The 20,365-nt window shown below is 76.8% G+C and carries 22 protein-coding genes and 1 riboswitch; of the genes, 11 read left to right on the forward strand and 11 right to left on the reverse strand.

Translation table 11 applies throughout. The features are described 5' to 3' along the window. Positions 1-6: 6 nt before the first annotated feature. The 3 genes from ACI8AX_RS03785 to ACI8AX_RS03795 are packed head-to-tail and all read right to left on the reverse strand — an operon-like array spanning position 7 to position 2,828. On the reverse strand, positions 7-1,152 hold the full coding sequence (locus ACI8AX_RS03785; RefSeq protein WP_456548463.1) for a precorrin-3B synthase: 1,146 nt from the start codon (positions 1,150-1,152) through the stop codon (positions 7-9). Between the two features lie 13 nt (positions 1,153-1,165). After that, positions 1,166-2,131: a pyridoxal-phosphate dependent enzyme gene (locus ACI8AX_RS03790; RefSeq protein WP_456548464.1), complete on the reverse strand. Its 966-nt coding sequence runs from the start codon at positions 2,129-2,131 to the stop codon at positions 1,166-1,168. A gap of 19 nt (positions 2,132-2,150) precedes the next feature. Then, complete coding sequence (locus ACI8AX_RS03795; RefSeq protein WP_456548465.1) at positions 2,151-2,828, reverse strand: DUF4383 domain-containing protein; 678 nt, start codon at positions 2,826-2,828, stop codon at positions 2,151-2,153. A 117-nt stretch (positions 2,829-2,945) separates the two neighbouring features. On the opposite strand from ACI8AX_RS03795, the gene ACI8AX_RS03800 reads away from it, so the two are divergent. Both ACI8AX_RS03800 and ACI8AX_RS03805 read left to right on the forward strand, forming a co-directional pair. Next, complete coding sequence (locus ACI8AX_RS03800; RefSeq protein ID WP_456548466.1) at positions 2,946-3,278, forward strand: tetratricopeptide repeat protein; 333 nt, start codon at positions 2,946-2,948, stop codon at positions 3,276-3,278. 105 nt (positions 3,279-3,383) lie between these two features. After that, on the forward strand, positions 3,384-5,258 hold the full coding sequence (locus tag ACI8AX_RS03805; protein WP_456548467.1) for an ABC transporter ATP-binding protein: 1,875 nt from the start codon (positions 3,384-3,386) through the stop codon (positions 5,256-5,258). Between the two features lie 160 nt (positions 5,259-5,418). Here ACI8AX_RS03805 and ACI8AX_RS03810 read toward each other — a convergent pair whose 3' ends face one another. Beyond that, positions 5,419-5,874, reverse strand: coding sequence for a nitroreductase/quinone reductase family protein (locus ACI8AX_RS03810; protein ID WP_456548468.1), 456 nt, complete (start codon positions 5,872-5,874; stop codon positions 5,419-5,421). Further along, positions 5,871-6,572, reverse strand: coding sequence for a hemerythrin domain-containing protein (locus ACI8AX_RS03815; RefSeq protein ID WP_456548469.1), 702 nt, complete (start codon positions 6,570-6,572; stop codon positions 5,871-5,873). The genes ACI8AX_RS03810 and ACI8AX_RS03815 overlap by 4 nt, the downstream gene beginning before the upstream one ends. A gap of 61 nt (positions 6,573-6,633) precedes the next feature. On the opposite strand from ACI8AX_RS03815, the gene ACI8AX_RS03820 reads away from it, so the two are divergent. Continuing rightward, complete coding sequence (locus ACI8AX_RS03820) at positions 6,634-7,263, forward strand: TetR/AcrR family transcriptional regulator (protein WP_456548470.1); 630 nt, start codon at positions 6,634-6,636, stop codon at positions 7,261-7,263. A gap of 28 nt (positions 7,264-7,291) precedes the next feature. Here ACI8AX_RS03820 and ACI8AX_RS03825 read toward each other — a convergent pair whose 3' ends face one another. Together ACI8AX_RS03825 and ACI8AX_RS03830 are read right to left on the reverse strand one after the other, a co-directional pair. Beyond that, positions 7,292-7,834, reverse strand: a complete 543-nt coding sequence (locus tag ACI8AX_RS03825; protein WP_456548471.1) for a GAF domain-containing protein — start codon at positions 7,832-7,834, stop codon at positions 7,292-7,294. Beyond that, positions 7,831-8,121 carry a hypothetical protein gene (locus ACI8AX_RS03830; RefSeq protein WP_456548472.1) on the reverse strand — a complete coding sequence of 97 codons (291 nt, stop codon included), beginning with the start codon at positions 8,119-8,121 and terminating at the stop codon, positions 7,831-7,833. The genes ACI8AX_RS03825 and ACI8AX_RS03830 overlap by 4 nt, the downstream gene beginning before the upstream one ends. A gap of 161 nt (positions 8,122-8,282) precedes the next feature. On the opposite strand from ACI8AX_RS03830, the gene ACI8AX_RS03835 reads away from it, so the two are divergent. The 7 genes from ACI8AX_RS03835 (at position 8,283) to ACI8AX_RS03865 (ending at position 17,272) form a co-directional block, all read left to right on the forward strand. Beyond that, entirely contained in the window at positions 8,283-9,899 is a 1,617-nt protein-coding gene (locus ACI8AX_RS03835) for an ABC transporter substrate-binding protein (protein WP_456548473.1), read from the forward strand. Then, positions 9,887-10,894 (forward strand): ABC transporter permease, encoded by a 1,008-nt coding sequence (locus ACI8AX_RS03840; protein WP_456548474.1) that lies wholly within the window; start codon positions 9,887-9,889, stop codon positions 10,892-10,894. The genes ACI8AX_RS03835 and ACI8AX_RS03840 overlap by 13 nt, the downstream gene beginning before the upstream one ends. Continuing rightward, entirely contained in the window at positions 10,891-11,742 is an 852-nt protein-coding gene (locus ACI8AX_RS03845) for an ABC transporter permease (protein ID WP_456548475.1), read from the forward strand. The genes ACI8AX_RS03840 and ACI8AX_RS03845 overlap by 4 nt, the downstream gene beginning before the upstream one ends. After that, positions 11,739-12,548 carry an ATP-binding cassette domain-containing protein gene (locus ACI8AX_RS03850; protein ID WP_456548476.1) on the forward strand — a complete coding sequence of 270 codons (810 nt, stop codon included), beginning with the start codon at positions 11,739-11,741 and terminating at the stop codon, positions 12,546-12,548. The genes ACI8AX_RS03845 and ACI8AX_RS03850 overlap by 4 nt, the downstream gene beginning before the upstream one ends. 17 nt (positions 12,549-12,565) lie before the next feature. After that, on the forward strand, positions 12,566-13,249 hold the full coding sequence (locus ACI8AX_RS03855) for an ABC transporter ATP-binding protein (protein WP_456548635.1): 684 nt from the start codon (positions 12,566-12,568) through the stop codon (positions 13,247-13,249). Then, positions 13,209-13,277, forward strand: a riboswitch (cobalamin riboswitch). (Overlaps the previous gene by 41 nt.) 53 nt (positions 13,278-13,330) lie before the next feature. Next, positions 13,331-16,942 (forward strand): cobaltochelatase subunit CobN, encoded by a 3,612-nt coding sequence (gene cobN / locus ACI8AX_RS03860; protein ID WP_456548477.1) that lies wholly within the window; start codon positions 13,331-13,333, stop codon positions 16,940-16,942. 81 nt (positions 16,943-17,023) lie between these two features. After that, a complete protein-coding gene (locus ACI8AX_RS03865; protein WP_456548478.1) occupies positions 17,024-17,272 on the forward strand; it encodes a hypothetical protein in 249 nt (82 codons plus the stop codon). A gap of 18 nt (positions 17,273-17,290) precedes the next feature. Here ACI8AX_RS03865 and ACI8AX_RS03870 read toward each other — a convergent pair whose 3' ends face one another. The 3 genes from ACI8AX_RS03870 to ACI8AX_RS03880 are packed head-to-tail and all read right to left on the reverse strand — an operon-like array spanning position 17,291 to position 19,158. Continuing rightward, entirely contained in the window at positions 17,291-18,058 is a 768-nt protein-coding gene (locus ACI8AX_RS03870) for an adenosylcobinamide-GDP ribazoletransferase (protein WP_456548479.1), read from the reverse strand. Further along, positions 18,055-18,576 (reverse strand): bifunctional adenosylcobinamide kinase/adenosylcobinamide-phosphate guanylyltransferase, encoded by a 522-nt coding sequence (gene cobU / locus ACI8AX_RS03875; RefSeq protein ID WP_456548480.1) that lies wholly within the window; start codon positions 18,574-18,576, stop codon positions 18,055-18,057. Before cobU ends, ACI8AX_RS03870 begins: the two co-directional genes overlap by 4 nt. Before the next feature lie 30 nt (positions 18,577-18,606). Further along, the gene (locus ACI8AX_RS03880) at positions 18,607-19,158 is read right to left on the reverse strand and encodes a histidine phosphatase family protein (protein WP_456548481.1); all 552 of its coding nucleotides are present in this window, start codon (positions 19,156-19,158) and stop codon (positions 18,607-18,609) included. 90 nt (positions 19,159-19,248) lie between these two features. Between ACI8AX_RS03880 and ACI8AX_RS03885 the strand changes: the two genes are divergently transcribed. Next, positions 19,249-20,031: an oxidoreductase gene (locus ACI8AX_RS03885; RefSeq protein ID WP_456548482.1), complete on the forward strand. Its 783-nt coding sequence runs from the start codon at positions 19,249-19,251 to the stop codon at positions 20,029-20,031. A gap of 8 nt (positions 20,032-20,039) precedes the next feature. Here the strand turns inward: ACI8AX_RS03885 and ACI8AX_RS03890 are convergent, their stop codons facing one another. Continuing rightward, positions 20,040-20,318: a hypothetical protein gene (locus ACI8AX_RS03890; RefSeq protein ID WP_456548483.1), complete on the reverse strand. Its 279-nt coding sequence runs from the start codon at positions 20,316-20,318 to the stop codon at positions 20,040-20,042. Positions 20,319-20,365: the final 47 nt, after the last annotated feature.

Here is a 20,365-nt window from a genome sequence, read left to right on the forward strand (position 1 = left end):
GGGGCCTCAGCCGATCGCGTAACCGGCGCCGGTCGCGACGACGTCGACCACCTCGCCGCGGGGCCGCCCGCACCGGCGTCCGCACCCGGCCCAGTGCTGCCGGACCCCTCCCGCCGGGAGCGTGCCGGTGGCTACGGCGTGCGCGGCGTCGGCCCGCACGTCGGCCAGCGACTTCGCGCAGCCGGGGCGCCCGGCGCAGGCGGTGACCCGCAGCCACGGGCTGTCCGGGTCGAGCACGAGCCCGGCGGCGGTGAGTTCCGCAGTCGCCGCGGCCGCGTCGGTCAGGTCGGGCACGGCGACCGCCCGCCCCGGCGTCACCTGCAGCCCGGCCGGCGCGAGGTCGGCGAGGAGGTCGGCCTGCTGGGCGGTGAGCCTGCCCAGCGGCACGACCGCGACGAGGGCGACACGCCCGTCGGTCTGCGCGACCACGCCGGCACCGGTGCTCGGGCCTTTCGCGCGCGAAACGCCCTCCGCCGACGCCGCGACTCGTCCGGCGACGCGGGCGGGGCCGTCGTCGAGCTCGGCGAGGCGCCAGGCCGTGCTCGACTGCGCGGTGCGCTCGGCGAGAAAGGCGCGCGTCGCGGCCAGGACCAGGGCCACGGCGTCGCAGGGTGCGCAGCGCAGCCCGCTGTCGGCGCCGGCCAGGGTGAGCGCCACCGTGCCGGTGTCGACGGCGACGAGGCCGACGTCCCCGCCGAGCCCGGCGACGTCACCGCGGCCGTCGTCGAGCGTGGCCAGGTAGCGGCCGGGCAGGTCGGCCAGGGCGGGGTCGGCGCACAGCCCGGCGTCCAGGGCGGCGACCCAGCCGGTGACGTCGAGGGCGCCGCCGGCCGTGCGGCCCGACAGCGTGCTGGCCAGTACGTTGCGGACCCGCTCGTGCGTCGGGCTGGGGAGCAGCCCGGCCGAGGCCAGCCGGTCGCCCAGCTCGGCCTCGGCGCCGTCGGCGAGGCCGCGCAGCTGGAGGTTGCCCCGGCTGGTCAGCTCGAGGGCGCCGTCGCCCAGGTCGCGCGCCGCGGCGGCGAGCGCCCGCAGCTGCGCCGGGGTCAGCAGCCCGCCCGGCACCCGGACCCGGGCCAGCGCGCCGTCGGCGGCGGCGTGGGTCTGCAGCGCGCCCGGGCAGGCGTCGGCGCGGTCGCGGATCGGGGTGCTCATGACGGCAGCGAGGCTACGTCGGCCTGCCGAGGAGCTCGGTGGCCAGCTCGGCGGCCACCGGGTGACCGAACAGGCCGGGCAGCCCGCCGGTGTGCACGAAGACGGTCTGCTCCCCGGGCCGGACGTCCCCGTCGGCGACCGCGGCGGCGAGGCCGGCGAGCGCCTTGCCGGTGTAGACCGGGTCCAGCAGCAGGCCCTCGGTGCGGGCGGCGGTGCGCAGGGCGCCGGCCGCCGCCGGGGTGAGCGCGCCGTAGCCGGCACCCACCTGGTCGCGCCGCAGCCGCAGGGGCGCCGCGGGGGCGCCCAGCTCGGCCACCAGGCCGGCGACCCGCTCGACCGGGTCGGGCACGGCCCCGACGTCGACGCCGAGCACCCGCTCGGCGCCGTGCCCCAGTCCCGCGACGAGACCGGCCATGGTGCCGCCGGACCCGACCGCGACGACGACGTGCGCGGCGTCCGGCGCCTGCCGCGTCAGCTCCGCGGCGCAGGCGAGGTACCCCTGGGCCCCGGTCGCCGACGACCCGCCCAGCGGCAGCAGCGCCGGCACCTCGCCGTCGGCCCGCAGCCGGTCGGCCACCTCGGCGGCGCGGGCGGCCAGCGTGGCCTGGTCGACGGCGCCGACCGGCACGACCTGCGCGCCGACCAGGGCCTCCAGGGCCAGGTTGCCGGGGCGCTCGGCGGCCGGGACGCCGGAGAGCACCAGCACGGCACGGAGGCCGACCCGGGCGGCGGCGGCCGCGGTCATCCGCGCGTGGTTGCTCTGCGCTCCGCCGCTGGTGACCAGCACGGTCGCGCCCGAGGCCACCGCCTCGGCGACGAGGTGCTCGAGCTTGCGCACCTTGTTGCCGCCGCCGAGGTCGGTGAGGTCGTCGCGCTTGACCCACAGGTCCTCCGGCCGCAGGCCGAGCGCGGTGGCCAGCCGTGGGGCGGGGTCGAGCGGGGTGGGCCAGTGCGAGAGCGGGATCGGCGCGGGGGTCACCCGGCCGATCCTGCCGCCGTCAGCGGTCGAACGACATCCAGACCCGGCGCCGCTCGGCGCGGCCGCGGACCTCGGCCATCGCCGCCACCCGGCGCTGCTGGTCGGGGGTCGCCACGTGCTGGACGACGGCGACCTCGGCGTCGCGCATCGCCTTCTCGGCCGCGTACTCCTGCGGCGTCGACGGCGAGTCGTCCACCGGCTCCGGCCCGTCGGTCTCCCGGGCGTACGGGCTGTCGGCCGGCAGGTTGCCGCTGACCCGGCCGTAGGCGCCGAGCAGCAGGAGGGTCAGGCCGGCGACGACGGAGAAGATGACGTTGGGCCACTTGAACGCCAGCACGTTCCAGTCGGTGCGCAGCACCGCCAGGTTGGCCAGCGCCGACAGCACGAACAACGAGCCGACGACGATCATGACCGTCGACGCGGTGCGCGGGCTGCGGAACGCGGAGAAGACCAGCACCGCGGCGGTGACGACCGAGATGGTCGACAGCAGGCCGTTGGAGCTCAGCCCCAGCACGTCCCCGCCGTCGGTGGAGAAGAACGGCAGGCCGCCGACGAAGCCCAGCAGCCCGAAGACGGCGATGACCGCGGCCACGGCCAGGGCGCCGACCCGGTGGACGACGGGGACGCGTTGCCCCGGCGTGAGGGCGGTGGCGCCGGAGGTCCGGGTCCGGTGCGGGCGGGAGAGGTGCAGGGTCATGGCGGTCTCCTCGGGGTTCGGGACGGCACCTGTGCTTCCGCGCCGCTGCGCACCCCGGATGCGCCGAACAGGACGTGCGCCACGAAATGGTTCGACATCCGGGCGTGTTGCCCGGGCATGACCCAGCCGTTCGAGCTCGACCTGCACTCCGAGTACCTCCGCGCCGACCTGTTCCTCTCCCTGGGGCAGCCGACCGAGGCCGCCCGGATCCTGGTCCCGGTGGTCGAGGCCGAGCCGGCCAACGAGGCCGCGCTCGAGCTCCTCGCCCGCAGCTACTTCGCCTCCGCCCAGCTGACCCGCGCCGAGGAGACCCTGGGCCGGCTGGTGCAGCTCGCGCCGGCCAACAGCTGGGCGCGCCGCGCCCTGGCCCGCACGCTGGAGCGGCAGAGCCGGCACGACGAGGCCGTCTCCCACCACCGGCTGGCCGACGCCCTGGGCGCCGCCCGCTGACCCGACCGCCGCTGCCGCCGGACCCCCGCGTCCGGCGGCAGCGGCGCGAGGTGGGCAAGAACGGTCGTTGACCTCCAGTGCACCGGAGTTCCTACGGTCCGTGACATGAGCATGGAGATGACGGCGTGGTCGGCGCTGTCCAACGCGATGCACGGCCGCACCGAACGGCGTCCGTTCTCGCGGGCGACCGTCCGGCGGGTGCTCGCCTTCGCCCGGCCGCACCGGCGCCGGATCACCGCCTTCGTCGCCGTCGGCGTCGTCGAGGCGGTGCTGACCGTGGCCACCCCGCTGCTCGCCGGCCGCGTCGTCGACGCGATCGTCGACGGCCGCGACGCCTCGGTCGTGGTCGGGCTGGCGGTGCTCATCGCCGTGATCGCCGTGGCGGGGACCGGTCTGTCGCTGCTGGGCCGGTGGCTGTCGGCGAGCCTCGGCGAGGGGCTGATCCTCGACCTGCGCACCGCCGTCTTCGACCACGTGCAGCGGATGCCGGTCGCCTTCTTCACCCGCACCCGCACCGGCGCGCTGGTCTCCCGGCTGAACAACGACGTCATCGGCGCGCAGCGGGCGTTCAGCGACACCCTCGCCGGCGTCGTCAGCAACACCGTCACCCTGCTGCTCACCGGCGCGGTCATGCTCACGCTGTCGTGGCAAGTGACCGTGCTGTCCCTGCTGCTCCTGCCCGCGTTCCTGCTGCCCGCGCGCCGGATCGGCGCCCGGCTGGCCGGCCTGGGCCGCGCGGCCGCCGACCACAACGCGGCGATGACCGACCAGACCACCGAGCGGTTCTCCGCGCCCGGCGCCACCTTGATCAAGCTGTTCGGCCGGCCCGACCGGGAGTCCGCGGAGTTCGCCTCCCGCGCCCGGCGGGTGCGCGACATCGGCGTCCGGACGGCGATGGTGCAGTGGGCCTTCGTCAGCGCCCTGATGCTGGTCTCGGCGCTGGCCCTGGCGCTGGTCTACGGCCTCGGCGGCTGGTACGCGCTGCAGGGCTCGCTCGACCCCGGCTCGGTCGTCGCGCTCGCGCTGCTGCTCACCCGGCTGTACGCCCCGCTCACCGCGCTGGCCAGCGCCCGGGTCGACCTCTCCTCGGCGATGGTGAGCTTCGAGCGGGTCTTCGAGGTGCTCGACCTCGAGCCGCTGGTGCGGGAGCGCCCGGGCGCCCGGGACGTCCCCGAGGGCCCGGTGTCGGTCGAGTTCGACTCCGTCACCTTCGGCTACCCGAGCGCCGACCGGGTCTCGCTCGCCTCGCTCGAGGACGTCGCGCAGCTGGACACCCGCGGCGGCGTCGACGTCCTGCACGACGTGTCGTTCACCGTGCGGCCCGGTCAGGTGGTGGCGATCGTCGGCTCCTCGGGTGCGGGCAAGTCCACGATCGCCTCGCTGCTCCCGCGCCTGTACGACGTCGACTCGGGTGCGGTCCGGCTCGGCGGCGTCGACGTCCGCGACCTCTCGTTCGCCGCGATCCGCCGGACGCTGGGGCTGGTCACCCAGGACGGGCACCTGTTCCACGAGTCGCTGCGGTCGAACCTGCTGCTGGCCGCGCCGGAGGCGACGGAGGAGGACCTGTGGGCCGCCCTGGACCGGGCGCGGCTGGCCGACCTGGTCGCCGCGCTGCCCGACGGCCTCGACACCGTGGTGGGGGAGCGCGGCTACCGGCTGTCGGGCGGTGAGCGGCAGCGGCTGACGATCGCCCGGCTGCTGCTGGCCCGGCCGCGGGTGGTGCTGCTCGACGAGGCGACCGCGCACCTGGACTCCACCTCGGAGGCGGCCGTGCAGGCGGCGCTGGACGAGGCCCTCGAGGGGCGGACGGCGATCGTGATCGCCCACCGGCTGTCCACGGTCCGCGGCGCCGACTGCATCCTCGTGCTCGAGGACGGGCGCATCGTGGAGCGCGGCCGGCACGCCGAGCTCCTGGCCGCCGGCGGCCGTTACGCCGAGCTGTACCGCACCCAGTTCGCCGAGCCCGCGCTCACGGCCTGAGCTCGAGCAGGTGCCGGGCGCCGCGCCGACTCGCAGCCGCTTCCCCGCACCCGGGGCCGCACCCCGCCGGCCCGGCCGGCCGGGTCGGCGTCGCTGGGCCTGGACCCCGCCCGGTACCGGTCGGGGGAGCGCGGGCCGGCGAGGTGCTCCCCGGTGCCGGTCACCCGCCCGTGCCGCCGGCCACCGGGGACAGCCGCACGAGCGCGATCCGCCGGGAGACCCGGGCCTGGTAGGCGTCGTAGTCCGGGCGGCCGTCGGCCATCAGCGCGTGCCACAGCCGCTGCCGGTCGGCCTCGGCCACCGCGGTCGCCACCACCTCGGTGCGCCGTCCGCCCACCTCCACCGTGCCCCGCGGGTCCGCTCGCAGGTTCAGCCACCACTGCGGCTCGGCGTCGATGCCGCCGTTGGAGGCCGCCACCACCAGGTCGTCGCCGTCCCGCACGTACAGCAGCGGGGTCGTGTACGTGCGTCCCGAGGTGCGCCCCCGGTGGGAGAGGAGGACGACGTCGCCGCCGAGCCACCGGGCGCCGACCCGGCCGCGGGTGCGGCGCAGCACCCGGGTGTGCAGCCGGCCCACGTGCCGGGTGACGTGGGTGAGGAGCTCGTCGCGGGTCACCGGGCGAACACCCGGGCGTCGCGGCGGGCGGCCCGGCGGCCCATGAAGCGGGCCATGGCGAGGAACACCGGGTTGGCGCCCGGCAGCCGGCGCAGCTGCTCGTCGGTCAGCCCGTCGGCCACCCAGCCCAGCGTCGCCGGGACCTCGCGCGGCGTGTAGTCGGCGGCGAAGACCTCGCGGTCGAGCCGGTCCCAGTCCCCGGGCGTGAGGTACCGCTGCACCAGGGCCATGCCCTCGCGCTCCTCGCGGCCCAGGTGCGCACCGAGGTCGTCGCGCAGCCGGGCGGTGGTCCCGGCCAGGCGGTCGCGCGCCGCGGCGCCGCCGGTGCCGGCGGCCAGTGCCTCGAGGTCGGCCCGCACCGCGGTGAGCAGCGGGTCGATGCCGGCGTGGTCCGCCTCGAGCGCCTCGAGCACCGTGCGGTCGGCGCCGCGCTCGGCCAGCAGGGGCCACATGCCGCGGTCCTCGCCGGCGTGGTGCTTGTGCAGGATCCCGGCGAACAGCGCGAAGCGGCGCGCGAGCAGCCCCCACCGCGCCCGGTCGCCCGGGTCGACCGTGGGGACGACCGCGGCGAAGAGGGCGGTGTCACGCCGGTAGCCGCGGTGCATGAGGTACATCGCGGCCAGGTCGATCGGTCCCTCCGGTGCGGCGGCCTGCCCCTCGAGCAGCAGCTGGGGCACGGTCGTGGCAGGTGCGGTCATGGTGTCCTCCGTTTTGACCAGAGTGGGAATAAAACGAACAGAGGCACGGTAAGGTGGAAATGTGACGGAGGGCAAGAGGGTCTACCGCTCGGCGCTGCGGGCGGAGCAGGCCGCGCGGACCCGCGCGGCGGTGCTCGACGCCGCCGGCCGCTGCTTCCTGGCCCGCGGCTACGCGGCGACGACGATGAAGGACGTCGCGGCCGAGGCCGGGGTCTCGGTGCCGACCGTCTTCGCCCAGGGCGGCAAGGCGGCGCTGCTGCTGGCCTGCGTCGACCGGGCCGTCGTGGGGGACGACGAGGAGTCGCCGCTGCTGGCACGGGAGCTGTTCGTGCGGCTGGCCGAGGCGCCGGGCAGGGCGGAGAAGCTGGCCGCACTCCGGGCGATCGCGGCCGACCGGGGGCCGGCCGTCGTGCCGATGATGCGGGTCTTCGAGGCCGCCGCGGCCGCCGATCCCGAACTGCGCGACGTGTGGGCGGAGTACGAGGCCCGCCGGTACGCCGACATGCGGGCGATGGCGGAGATGTTCGCCCCGTGGCTGCGCGAGGGCCTCGACGTCGACGCGGCAGCCGACGTCTGGTGGGCGGTGTTCGGCCTGGAGACGACCGACCGGCTGCTCCGGGAGCGGGGGTGGTCGGCCCAGCGCTACGCGGAGTGGTTCGCCGACGCCGTCGACCGGCTGCTGCTGCGCTGACCCGCCCGACCGAGTCCGGTCAGTCCGGTCAGTCCGCGACGGGCCGCCGGATCGAGCACCGCCACGACTCGAGCTCGGCGACGACCTCGTCGGCCATCTGCGTCAGCTGCTCGAGCTCGGCGGCGGAGAACTCCCTCGGCGTGGTCCCGATGACGCAGTGGGCCCCGACGACGTGGCCCCGGGAGGTGATCAGCGGCGCGCCCGCGTAGGCGGCGATCCCGTCCTCGGTCACCAGCGGGTTGTCCCGCTGCTCCACGTCGGCGGCGGCGTCGGGGACGACGTACTGCTGCCGGGTGCGGACCGTCGTGGCGCACAGGGACCACTCCACGGGAGTGCCGGGGGCCGTGGCGAGCCACCCGGTCAGCCCGTACCGGCCGGCCAGCACCTGCGCGCCGTCCAGCACGATCGTCACCAGGCCGATGGGGGCGCCGAGCCGCTCGGCGGCCCGCCTGGCGTACTCGTCCAGCCGTGCGCCGGCCTCGGCGCGGAAGACGTCCAGGTCGGCGATCTCGGCCAGGCGCTCGGGGTCGAGGACCGGGTCGTCGGCCGTCGAGGTCGCGAGGGCGGTCATCGGCGGACTCCGTTCAGGCTGCTGAGCGTGTGGTACGTGGTGACCCGGACCGACAGGGAGCGGCCGATGACGCCGAGCGCGCCGGGCCGGGTCTTGACGACCTCGGCGAGGAGGTCGAGCTGGTGGACCGTGTGCGGTCCCCCGGCGGGGACCCGCGCCTGAGCGCACAGCTGCTCCCAGGTGGGCTCGTCGACGCCCGCCCGGGCCACGGCGGCACGGAAGTCGGCCGTGGTGGGTGGGTCGAGCCGGTAGCGGTCCACGGCGGCCGGGGCCGTCACGGGACCCACGGATCGAGCGCTGACATGTCCTCCGCATCGGCAGGTCGGGCGCCGCGATCCAGGTGGGGCGGCGGCCCGTCCCCCGGAGGAGGGAGCCGCGGTCCTCCCTCTGCCACCTTCCTGCAAAGCAGTTGCAATAGGGTTCGTGCAGGTCGACGGAGGGAGCGGGGATGGCGCGGCGGTGCGCGGGGCGGCTGCGGGCGGGAGCGGCGGGGGCCGGCGCGGTGCTGGTGCTGGGGGCGTGCGGGGCCGCCGACCCGGCCGGCGCCGGGAGCGGCCAGGCGCCGACCGAGCTGCGCCTGGCCATCGGCGGCGAGCCGGACGACGGCTTCGACCCCACCCTCGGCTGGGGCCGCTACGGCTCCCCGCTGTTCCAGTCGACCCTGCTGGCCCGGGACGCCGACCTCGACGTCGTCCCCGACCTGGCCACCGCCTGGTCGGTCAGCGACGACGGCCTGGTCTGGACCGTCGACCTGCGCACCGACGCCGTCTTCACCGACGGGCAGCCGGTGACACCCGAGGACGTCGCGTACACGTTCACCACCGCGAGCGAGAGCGGCGGCCTCACCGACGTGACGGCGCTCGACGAGGCCGTCGTCGTCGACGAGGACACCGTCGAGCTGCGGCTGGTCCGGCCGCAGAGCACCTTCGTCAACCGGCTGGTCTCGCTCGGCATCGTCCCGGCGCACGCCCACGGCCCCGGCTACGCGCGCGACCCGATCGGCTCGGGTCCGTTCCGGCTGCTGCAGTGGGACCCGGGACAGCAGCTGATCGTCGAGCGCAACGACGACTTCCACGGCCCGCGCCCGGCGTTCGAGCGGATCGTCTTCCAGTTCACCGGGGAGGACGCCTCGGTGGCCGCCGCCTCCTCGGGGCAGGTGCACATGGCCGCGGTCCCCGCCCAGCTCGCCGGGACGCAGGCACCCGGGATGCGGCTGGTGTCGGTCCCCTCGGTCGACAACCGCGGGATCGTCTTCCCGTACGTGCCCGACACGGGCGCGACCACCGACGACGGCCAGCCGCTGGGCGACGACGTGACCTCCGACCTCGCCGTGCGCCGGGCGGTCAACCTGGCCGTCGACCGGCAGGCGCTGGTCGACGGCGTGCTCGAGGGCCACGGCACCCCGGCCACCGGGCCGGTCGACGGACTGCCGTGGCACGAGCCGGCCGCGGCGGTCGAGGACGCCGACCCGGCCGGCGCGGGAGAGCTGCTGGAGGCGGCCGGCTGGGTCGACGACGACGGCGACGGCGTGCGCGAGAAGGACGGCGTCCCGGCCGCGTTCGACCTGCTCTACCCGGCCGACGACTCGCTGCGCCAGGGGCTGGCCCTGTCGGTCGTCGACATGCTCGCCCCGGCCGGGATCGACGTGACCGCCCGCGGCGAGAGCTGGGAGGTCATCGAGGAGCGGATGCACGCCGACGCCGTCCTGTTCGGCTGGGGCAGCCACGACCCCACGGAGATGTTCAACCTCCACTCCTCGGCCCAGGCCGGCGTGGAGTACTGGAACCCCGGCTTCTACGCCGACGCCGGCGTCGACGCCCACCTCGACGCCGCGATGGCCGCCACCGACGAGGAGACGGCGAACCGGGAGTGGCGCGCCGCGCAGTCCGACGGGCAGGGCGGCGGCTTCGGGCCGTCGGGCGACGCGGCGTGGGCGTGGCTGGTGAACCTCGACCACACCTACCTCGTCGACGAGTGCCTCGACGTGGGCACCCCGCAGATCGAGCCGCACGGGCACGGCTGGCCGATCACCGCCGGCATCACGGGCTGGCAGTGGAGCTGCTGAGCCGCCTGCCGCCCGTCGTCCGCGTCGCCGGAGGCCGGCTGGCCCGGCTCGTCCTCCTGCTGGCCGCCGTGGCGACGGCGACGTTCGCCCTGATGGCGAACTCCCCGGTCGACCCCGTGGACGCCTACGTCGGCGGGGACGTCGCCGCGATCGGCCCCGAGCAGCGGACGCAGATCGCCGAGCGGTGGGGCCTGGACGAGCCGCCGCTGGAGCGCTTCGCCGCCTGGCTGGGCAACGTGGCGCAGGGCGACCTCGGCCGCTCGCTGACCTTCCACCAGCCGGTGACCGAGGTGATCGGGGAGCGGTTCCTCGCCAGCCTGGCGCTCATGACGGTCGCCTGGCTGCTGTCCGGGCTGATCGGGTTCGGGCTCGGCGTGCTCGCCGGCGTGCGCCGCGGCCGGTTCGCCGACCGGGCGATCTGCTGGTGGGCCTACACCCTGGCCTCGGCGCCGACCTTCTGGGTCGGGTTGCTGCTGCTGTACGTCTTCTCGGTCTCCCTGAACTGGACGCCGGTCTGCTGCGCCGTCCCGGTGGGCGTGCTGGCCGAGGACGTGACGTTGCTGGACCGGCTGCACCACCTGGTGCTCCCGGCGGTGACGCTGTCGGTCGTCGGCATCGCGCCCGTCGTCCTGCACACGCGGCACGCGGTCGTGGAGGCGCTGGGGAGCAACTCCGTCGTCTTCGCCCGGTCGCAGGGCGAGTCGACCGCCGGCATCGTCGTCCACCGGGTGCTGCGGCACGCCGCCGCCCCGGCGGTGCTGCTGCAGTTCGCCTCGCTCGGTGAGCTGTTCGGCGGCTCGGTGCTCGCCGAGCAGGTCTTCTCCTATCCGGGCCTCGGCGCGGCGACGACCGCGGCGGCGCTGGGCCAGGACGTGCCGCTGCTGCTGGGCATCGCCCTGTTCACCACGGTGTTCGTGTTCGTCGGCAACCAGCTCGGCGACGCGGTCCACGCCCGGGTCGACCCGCGCGTGGCGGCCGGGCGGGGTGCCCGGTGAGCGCCGCCGCGCTCGCGCCGGCCGGCCTGCTCGGCGACCGCCGCCGCCGGACGCTGGCCTACGTCGGGCTCTCGCTGCTGGTCGTCGGGGCCGTGGTCGTGGCCGGTGGCGTCGCTGCCGAGGCCGCGCAGCGGACCGACCTGGCCGCCCGCAACCTGCCGCCGTCGGCGGAGCACTGGTTCGGCACCGACCGGCTGGGCCGGGACGTGCTGGCCCGCACGCTCGCCGGCCTGCGGCTGAGCCTGCTGGTCGGCACCGCCGCGGCACTGGTCTCGGCGGCGATCGCCCTCGTCCTGGCCTCGCTGGCGAGCGTGGGCGGCCGCCTCGCCGACCGGGTGGTCGGCTGGCTGGTCGACCTCTTCCTCGCCCTGCCGCACCTGGTGCTGCTCATCCTGCTGGCCTTCGCCCTCGGCGGCGGGACGGGCGCGGTGGTCGCCGCCGTCGCGCTGACCCACTGGCCCACGCTGACCCGGGTGCTGCGCGGGCGGGCGCGGGAGGTGGTGACCTCCGACGCCGTCGCGGTGTCGCGCTCCCTCGGACGCGGCCGGCTCTGGATCGCCCGCCACCACCTGGCCGGCCACCTCACCGGGCACTTCCTCGTCGGCACCGTGCTGCTCTTCCCGCACGCGATCCTGCACGAGGCCGCACTGTCGTTCCTCGGGCTCGGCGTGGACCCGGGCCAGCCCTCCATCGGCGTGCTGCTGGCCGAGTCGATGCGCCACCTGGCGGCCGGGTCCTGGTGGCTGGCGGTGCTCCCCGGTGTCTGCCTGCTGGTCGTGGTCGAGCTGGTCGACACGATCGGGGAGAACGCCCGCACCCTGCTCGACCCGCGGAGCGCGCACCTGTGACCGGGGACCTGCTGGAGGTGCGCGGCCTGCAGGTCGACGTCGTCCAGTACGAGCGCGGCCTGCGCCGCCGGGTCGTGCCGGCGCTGCGCGGGATGGACCTCACCGCCGCCCCCGGCGAGGTGGTGGCGCTGGTCGGCGCCAGCGGCGCCGGCAAGTCGCTGCTGGCGCACGCCGTCCTGGGCCTGCTGCCGCCGAACGCGGTCGAGCGCGGCACGGTGCGCTACGACGGCGTGCCGCTCGACGCCGCCGGCCGCCGGCGGCTGGCCGGGCGCGAGACCGCACTGCTGCCCCAGTCGGTCAGCGCGCTGGACCCGCTCGCCCGCGTCGGTGCCCAGGTGCGCCGGTCCGCCCGGCTCGCCGGTCTGCCCGACCCCCGGCGGGCCGCGGCCGAGGCGCTGGCCCGGCGCGGCCTCGGCCCGGAGGTGCTCCGGCGGTACCCCCACGAGCTGTCCGGCGGGATGGCCCGGCGGGTGCTGCTGGCGATGACCACGATGGGCCGGCCCCGGCTGGTCGTGGCCGACGAGCCGACCGCCGGCCTCGCCGCCGACGGCGTGCGCGCGGCACTGGCCGGGTTCCGGGCGACGGCCGACGAGGGGCGTGCGGTCGTGCTGGTCACCCACGAGCTGCTCGCGGTGCTCGAGGTCGCCGACCGGGTGGTCGTCTGCGACGGCGGCCGCACCGTCGACACCGTCGTCCCCGCCGCGTTCGCCGACGACGGCGCCGGCCTGACGCACCCGCACACCCGCGCGCTGTGGCGGGCCCTGCCCGTCAACGGCCTCCGGCTGCCGGCGGAGGAGCCGTGCTGAGCGCCGAGGACGTCTGGGTGCGGTACGGGCCGCGGTCGCCGTGGGTCCTCGCCGGGGTCGGCCTGGCCGTGCGCCCCGGCGAGGTCGTGGGCCTGTGCGGGCCCAGCGGCTGCGGCAAGAGCACGCTGGGCCGGGTGCTCGCCGGCTTCCTGCCCGCCGACCGGGGGCGGGTGACCGTCGACGACGGCGCCGCGCGGCCCCGGCGGGCGCCGCGGCCGGTGCAGCTGGTGCTGCAGCACCCCGAACGCGCCGTGGACCCGCGGTGGACGGTGCGCGCGGTGCTCGCCTCCACCGGCGCCGGTCCGGCCGAGATCGCCGGCCTGGACCCCCGGCTGGTCGCGCCCGCCTGGCTGGACCGCCGTCCGCACGAGATCAGCGGCGGCGAGCTCCAGCGGGTCAACCTGGCCCGCGCGCTGCTCGCCCGGCCGCGCTACCTGGTCGCCGACGAGGTCACCGCCAGCCTCGACGCCGTCACCCAGGCGCGGATCTGGCGGCTGCTGCTCGAGCACTGCCGGGCCGCGGGGACCGGCGTCCTGGCGATCGCCCACGACCGGCCGCTGCTCGAGGTCGTCGCCGACCGCGTCGTCGACTGGCCGCCGGTGTCCGCCGGGCCGGAGCGGCCGGCCGGCCGGGTACCGTCGCCGCACCACGGCATCACCAGGGGAAGCCGGTGCGAACCCGGCGCGGTCCCGCCACTGTGAGCCCCGTCCGGGGCGCAGCCAGACACCCGGTCCTGCCGTGACCGACGACCCGGGGCGCGGACCCCGAGTGAGGAAGCGCGCGTGTTCGTCCTGCTCTCCACCAGTGACACCGACCTGCTCTCGGCCCGCGCCAGCGGCGCGCCGTGGCGGCTGGGCAACCCGGTCCGGCTCGGCGGGGAGGGGATCGCTGCGCTGGTGGACGGCGCCGAGCTCGTCGTCGTCCGCATCCTCGGCGTGCGCCGCCAGTACGAGGAGATGCTGGCGCCGCTGCTGGCCGGGCCGGCGCCGGTCGTCGTCCTCGGCGGGGAGCAGCTGCCCGACGCGGAGCTGATGGAGCTGTCGACCGTGCCGATGGGCGTGGCCACCGAGGCGCACGGCTACCTCGCGCAGGGCGGGCCGGACAACCTCGTGCAGCTGCACCGCTTCCTCTCCGACACGGTGCTGCTCACCGGCGAGGGCTTCGAGCCGGTGTCGGTCGCGCCCGACTGGGGCCTGCTGGAGCGCCGGTCCGCCGCCGGCGGCCCGCGGGTCGCCGTCCTCTACTACCGGGCGCACCACCTGGCCGGGAACACCGCCTTCGTCGAGGAGCTCTGCTCGGCGATCGAGGCCGCCGGCGGCTCGCCGCTGCCGGTGTTCACCTCCAGCCTCCGCTCGGTCGACGAGGGTCTGCTGGAGACGCTGCGCGGCGTCGACGCGATGGTCGTCACCGTGCTCGCCGCGGGCGGTGCCCGGCCGGCGACCGCGCAGGCCGGCGGGGACGACGGCGCCTGGGACGTCGGGCAGCTGGCGTCGCTGGACGTCCCGGTGGTCCAGGGGCTGTGCCTGACCCGCTCCCGCGCCGACTGGCTGGCCGACGACGACGGGCTCTCCCCGCTCGACGTCGGCAACCAGGTGGCCATCCCGGAGTTCGACGGCCGGCTGATCAGCGTGCCGTTCTCGTTCAAGGAGACCGACGAGGACGGCCTGACCACCTACGTCGCCGACCCCGAGCGCGCCGCGCGGGTGGCCGGCACCGCCGTGGCCCACGCCCGGCTGCGGCACACCCCGCCCGCCGAGCGGCGCATCGTCGTGATGCTGTCGGCCTACCCGACCAAGCACTCCCGGATCGGCAACGCGGTGGGCCTGGACACCCCGGCGTCGGTGGTGCGGCTCCTGGCCGCGATGGCCGGCGCCGGCTACGACATCGGCCCGTTCTCCGGCCCCGGTGCCCTGCCGGGCGTGGCCGACCTCGACGGCGACGCGCTCGTGCACGCGCTGATCGCCGCCGGCGGGCAGGACGCCGACTGGCTGACGTCGGAGCAGCTGTCCGGCCAGCCGGTGCGGATCGCCGCGGCCGAGTACCGCGCCTTCTTCGAGACGCTGCCCGACGACCTGCGCGAGGCGATGGTCGAGCACTGGGGGCAGCCGCCGGGCTCGCTGTTCGTGGACGGGGACGACATCGTCTTCGCGGCGCTCCGGGCCGGCAACGTCGTCGTCATGGTGCAGCCGCCGCGCGGCTTCGGCGAGAACCCCATCGCGATCTACCACGACCCCGACCTGCCGCCCTCGCACCACTACCTGGCCGCCTACTGGTGGCTGCGGTCGGTGTTCGGCGCGCACGCGCTGGTGCACGTCGGCAAGCACGGCAACATGGAGTGGCTGCCGGGCAAGACCGTGGGGCTGTCGGCCTCGTGCGCGCCCGACGCCGCGATCGGCGACCTGCCGCTGGTCTACCCGTTCCTGGTCAACGACCCGGGCGAGGGCTCGCAGGCCAAGCGCCGCGCGCACGCCACGCTGGTCGACCACATGGTGCCGCCGATGGCCCGCGCCGACACCTACGGCGACATCGCCCGGCTGGAGCAGCTGCTCGACGAGCACGCCAACGTCGCGGCGATGGACCCGGCGAAGCTGCCCGCCGTCCGCGCGCAGATCTGGACGCTGCTGCAGGCGGCCAAGCTCGACTCCGACCTGGGGCTGAACGAGCGCCCGGCCGACGAGCACTTCGACGAGATGATACTGCACGTCGATGGGTGGCTCTGCGAGATCAAGGACTCGCAGATCCGCGACGGCCTGCACGTGCTCGGCTCGCCGCCGGAGGGCGACGACCGGGTCGGGCTGGTGCTCGCCATGCTGCGGGCCCGGCAGATCTGGGGCGGGTCGGTGGCGCTGCCGGGGCTGCGCGAGGCGCTCGGGCTGACCGAGGACGGCACGGCGGGGCTGCGGGCCACCGACGCGGTCGAGGAACTGGCCCTCGGGCTGGTGTCGGGCATGGAGTCGGCCGGCTGGACCGCCGACGCCGTGCCCTCCGTCGTGCGCGAGGTGCTGGGCCGGGACGACGCCGACGTGGCCGCGGTGCTGCGGTTCGCCGTCGACGAGGTCGTGCCGCGGCTGGCCCGCACCACCGACGAGCTCGACGCCACGCTGCACGCCCTCGACGGCGGCTACGTGCCGGCCGGCCCGTCCGGCTCGCCGCTGCGCGGGCTGGTCAACGTGCTGCCGACCGGTCGGAACTTCTACTCCGTCGACCCGCGCGCGGTGCCCTCGCGGCTGGCGTGGGAGACCGGCCAGGCGATGGCCGAGTCGCTGGTCGCCCGCTACCTGGCCGACACCGGCGGGTACCCGCGCTCGGTGGGGCTGTCGGTCTGGGGGACGTCGGCGATGCGCACCTCCGGGGACGACGTGGCCGAGGTGCTCGCGCTGCTCGGCGTCCGCCCGGTGTGGGACGACGCCTCCCGCCGGGTGACCGGCCTGGAGCCGATCCCGCTCGAGGAGCTGGGCCGGCCGCGGATCGACGTGACGGTGCGGATCAGCGGCTTCTTCCGCGACGCCTTCCCGCACGTCGTCACCATGTTGGACGACGCGGTGACGCTGGTGGCGGGACTCGGCGAGTCGCCCGAGCACAACCACGTCCGCGCGCACGTCGACGCCGACCTCGCCGTCCACGGCGACCGCCGGCGGGCCACCACCCGGGTCTTCGGCTCCAAGCCCGGCGCCTACGGGGCCGGGCTGCTCCCGCTCATCGACAGCCGCGACTGGCGTGGGGACGCCGACCTCGCCGAGGTCTACGCGGTGTGGGGCGGCTACGCCTACGGCCGCGGGCTGGACGGCGTGCAGGCGCGGCCGGACATGGAGGCGGCCTACCGGCGGATCGCGGTGGCGGCGAAGAACGTCGACACCCGCGAGCACGACATCGCCGACTCCGACGACTACTTCCAGTACCACGGCGGCATGGTCGCCACGGTGCGCGCGCTGACCGGCCGGGCGCCGCGGGCCTACATCGGCGACTCGACCCGGCCGGAGTCGGTGCGCACCCGGTCGCTCGGGGAGGAGACCGCGCGGGTGTTCCGCGCCCGTGTGGTCAACCCCAAGTGGCTGGCGGCCATGCGCCGGCACGGCTACAAGGGCGCGTTCGAGCTGGCCGCGACCGTCGACTACCTGTTCGGCTACGACGCCACGACCGGCGTCGTCGACGACTGGATGTACGAGAAGCTCACCCAGACCTACGTGCTCGACCCGGAGCAGCGGGAGTTCTTCGAGCGGTCGAACCCGTGGGCGCTGCACGGCATCGCCGAGCGGCTGCTGGAGGCGGTCGACCGCGGGATGTGGGCGCAGCCCGACCCGGCGCTGCTGGACGAGCTGCGGCAGGCCTACCTCGACACCGAGGGCGACCTGGAGGGCGGGGAGACCCCGGCGCAGCAGGGGGCGCCGGCCTGAGGTGCGGTGACGCAGCGTGACGGCACGCCGGGACGGGTCCCGGCGACGGGTAGCTCGCCGTGACGGGGGCACCCATGCGTCATGAGCATCCTCAACCGCATCCTGGGCACTGCTGAGTCCACCGCGCGCGGCGCCGCCCGCGGTGCCGCCTCCGGCCGCGGCATGCGCCGCACGGCCGCGCCGGCGGGACGGACCTCGATGGGCCGTGGCATGGGCCGTGGCATGAGTGGTGGCACGAGCCGTGGCATGGGCCGCCGCACCCCGGCGGCGCCGGCCGCCGGCGGTGGACTCGGCCGGCTGCTCGGCTCCCTGACGGGCCGCCGCTTCTGACCCGGCCGGACCCCCGGCTCAGGCCGGGGCGAGGGCGGCGGCGACCAGCAGCACGACGGTCGCCGCCGCCTCGCCCATCGCCCCCATCACGTCCCCGTTCACCCCGCCGAGCCGCGCGCTCGCGCGGGCCCGCAGCAGTTCGGCCGCCAGCAGGCCCGCGGCCGCGGCCGCCGGTAGCCGCCACGCCGCCTCCGGGCCGCTGACCAGCCAGGCCGCGCCACCGGCCAGCACCGCGACGACCACCAGCCACCCGGCCAGCCAGGGCCGCGACACCGTGCCGGCCACCGCCCGCCCGAGCGAGGAGCCCGCGGCCGTCGGGACCCCCGGCAGCCCGGTGCGGGTCATCGCCAGCCGGGCGACCACGACCGCCGTCCAGACCGCGACCCAGCCGCCGCCGGTCGACAGCAGCACGGCGGCCGTCGACACCTGCAGCAACAGCGTCAGCACGAGGGTGAGCACGCCGAAGGGGCCGACGTCGCCCTGCTTCATCACCTCCAGCGCGCGCTCGCGCCCCCGCAGCGGACCCAGCCCGTCGGCCGTGTCGGCCAGCCCGTCCAGGTGCAGGCCCCGGGTCAACGCCGCCAGCAGCGCGACCGCGAGCACCGCACCGGTCAGCGGCGAGACCAGGTGCGCGCCGGCCACGCCCGTGCCCGCGGCGAGCCCGCCGAGCACCAGCCCGACCAGCGGCGCCCACGGCAGCACGCCGCGGGCCGACGCCGTGGCCGCGGCGGGCACGCGCAGCACCGTCAGCAGCGCCGCCGACTCCAGCGGCCCCGTCCACCTCACCGCAACCGCTGCGGCAGCCCGGCCACCACGAACCACACCTCGTCGGCGGTGCCCGCCAGCCGCTGGTTGACCTCGCCGAGGGTGTCGCGGAACAGCCGGCCGGCCCGCGTCTCCGGCACGACGCCCAGCCCCACCTCGTCGCTGACGGCCACCACGTGCGCCGGCGTCATCGCCCAGGCCTCGACCAGCGCGTCGCAGCGTCCGGCCAGCCGCCCCGCCGACTCCGGTGCGTCGTCCCAGACCCCCGTCTCGTCCATGAGCGCGGCGACCCACGTGGTGACGCTGTCGACCAGCACGGTGCCGCGCCGCAGCAGCTCGCTGGGGGCGGTGGTCTCCAGCGTGGTCCAGGACGCCGGCCGCCGCGCGCGGTGCGCGGCCACCCGCGCCGCCCACTCGGCGTCCCCCGGCACCGGGGCCGAGGCGGCCAGGTAGACGACGTCGGGCCGGCCGGCGACGAGCGACTCCGCGTGCGCGGACTTCCCCGACCGCGAGCCCCCGAGCACGAGCACCTTGCTCACCGTCGCGCCCCGCTCACCGTCGCGCCCCGCTCACCGGCAGATCTCCAGGCGGGTGACCGTGCCGTTGTGCGGGGTGACCGCGGGCATCGCGTCCGGGCCCAGACCGCCGGCGACCGCCTGCGCGGCGCGGATGGTGTCCCCGTGCGTGACCAGCGCGACGACCTCGGCCGGGCGGTCCGCGCACAGCAGCTCCAGGTAGGCGGCGACCCGCCCGTGCAGCTCGGCCAGGCTCTCCCCGCCCTCGGCGGACCAGTGCGGGTCGGTCCAGTCGACGACGTCCCACAGCTCCCGGGACGGCCGCCCCTCCAGCACGCCGTAGCCCTGCTCGCGCAGCGCCGGGGTCGTGCTCACCGGCAGGCCGGTGGCCCGGGCGCAGTGCTCGGCGGTCTGCACCGCGCGGCGCAGGTCGCTGGAGACCAGGACGCCGGGGCGCAGGGCGGCCAGCTCGGCGGCCGCCGCGGCCGCCTGGGTGTGGCCGAGCTCGGTCAGCGGGACGTCGGCGGTCTGGCCCTGCAGCAACCCGGCCGCGTTCCACTCGCTCTGCCCGTGGCGGACCAGGAGCAGGGTGAGCGGTCGGGACATGGCCTGGGGAGCGTAGACGAGCGCCCGGGGTACCCGACGTCACCGGATCGGGTACCCCGGCTGCTGCGCGCCCCTCGTACCGTCGTCGGCGTGACCATCCCCGTCCGCCCCGGCGCCGCCGCCCCCCGCTCCACCGCACCCGACCCGCTGGCCCCGCTGCTCGAGCTCCCCGGGGTCCGCGACGCGGCGGAGGAGGCGCGGACGGCGATCGACCGGCTGCTGCGGCACCGCCTCATGCGCAACCGGTCGGCGGAGGTCAGCGCCGAGTCCGCGCTGCGCGGCGCCCGGGCGTCGGCCGCCCTGGAGGGCGTGGACGTGCCGCTGGCCGACGTCCGGGCCGGCCGGGTCGACGACCCGGTGGTGCAGGGGGCGCTGCGGGCCTCGGTGGCGCTGGGCTCCCTCGTCGACACGTGGTCGCGGGCGCCCGGGCAGGTGCTGGCGCGACTGCACGTGCTCGCCGCGGCCGACCTGGCCGACCGCGCCGACCTGGGCCGGCCGCGGCCGCACGCAGGCCCCCGCCTGTCCGGGCTGTTCTCCGTGGTGACGGGGACGAGCACCGTGCCCGCCGTCGTCGTGGCCGGCCTCGTGCACGGCGAGCTGGCCGCGCTGGCGCCCTTCGGCACGGCCGACGGCGTCGTCGCACGGGCCGCGGGGCGGCTCACCGGCATCGTCCGGGGACTGGACCCCAAGGCCGTCTCCGTGCCCGAGGTCGGCTTCGCCGAGCTCGGCCGGGAGGCCTACGACGCCGCCCTCGCCGGCTACGCGTCGGGCGACCCCGAGGGTCTGGCCGCGTGGCTGGTGCACTGCTGCCGGGCCACCGGACACGGCGCCGTGGAGGGTCTGGCGGTCGCCGAGGCCATCCTGCGCGGCTGACCGCCCGCTCAGCGGGGAGCGAGCACCAGGCCGGCCGCGGCCACGGCGACCAGGCCGGCCAGGGTGGCCGCCGCCGCGGGCACCCACGCCCCGGTCGCGGCGCCGGCGGCGGCTCCCGAGAGCAGCGTCAGCCAGGGGCCGGACATCGACACCGCCATCCCGACCCGCGTGCGCACCGACGTACGCCGGCCGCGGGCCCGGGGCGCGACGCGCGCGGTCTGCCCGAACAGCGCGGCGCCCACCGCGGCGGCGAACACCGCCGTCCAGGCCAGCGGGGCGGTCAGCACGACCCGCAGGATGGCCGAGCCGGCCGGGGGAGTGGCGGCGCCCCGCC

The organism is Blastococcus sp. SYSU D00813 (assembly GCF_054050735.1).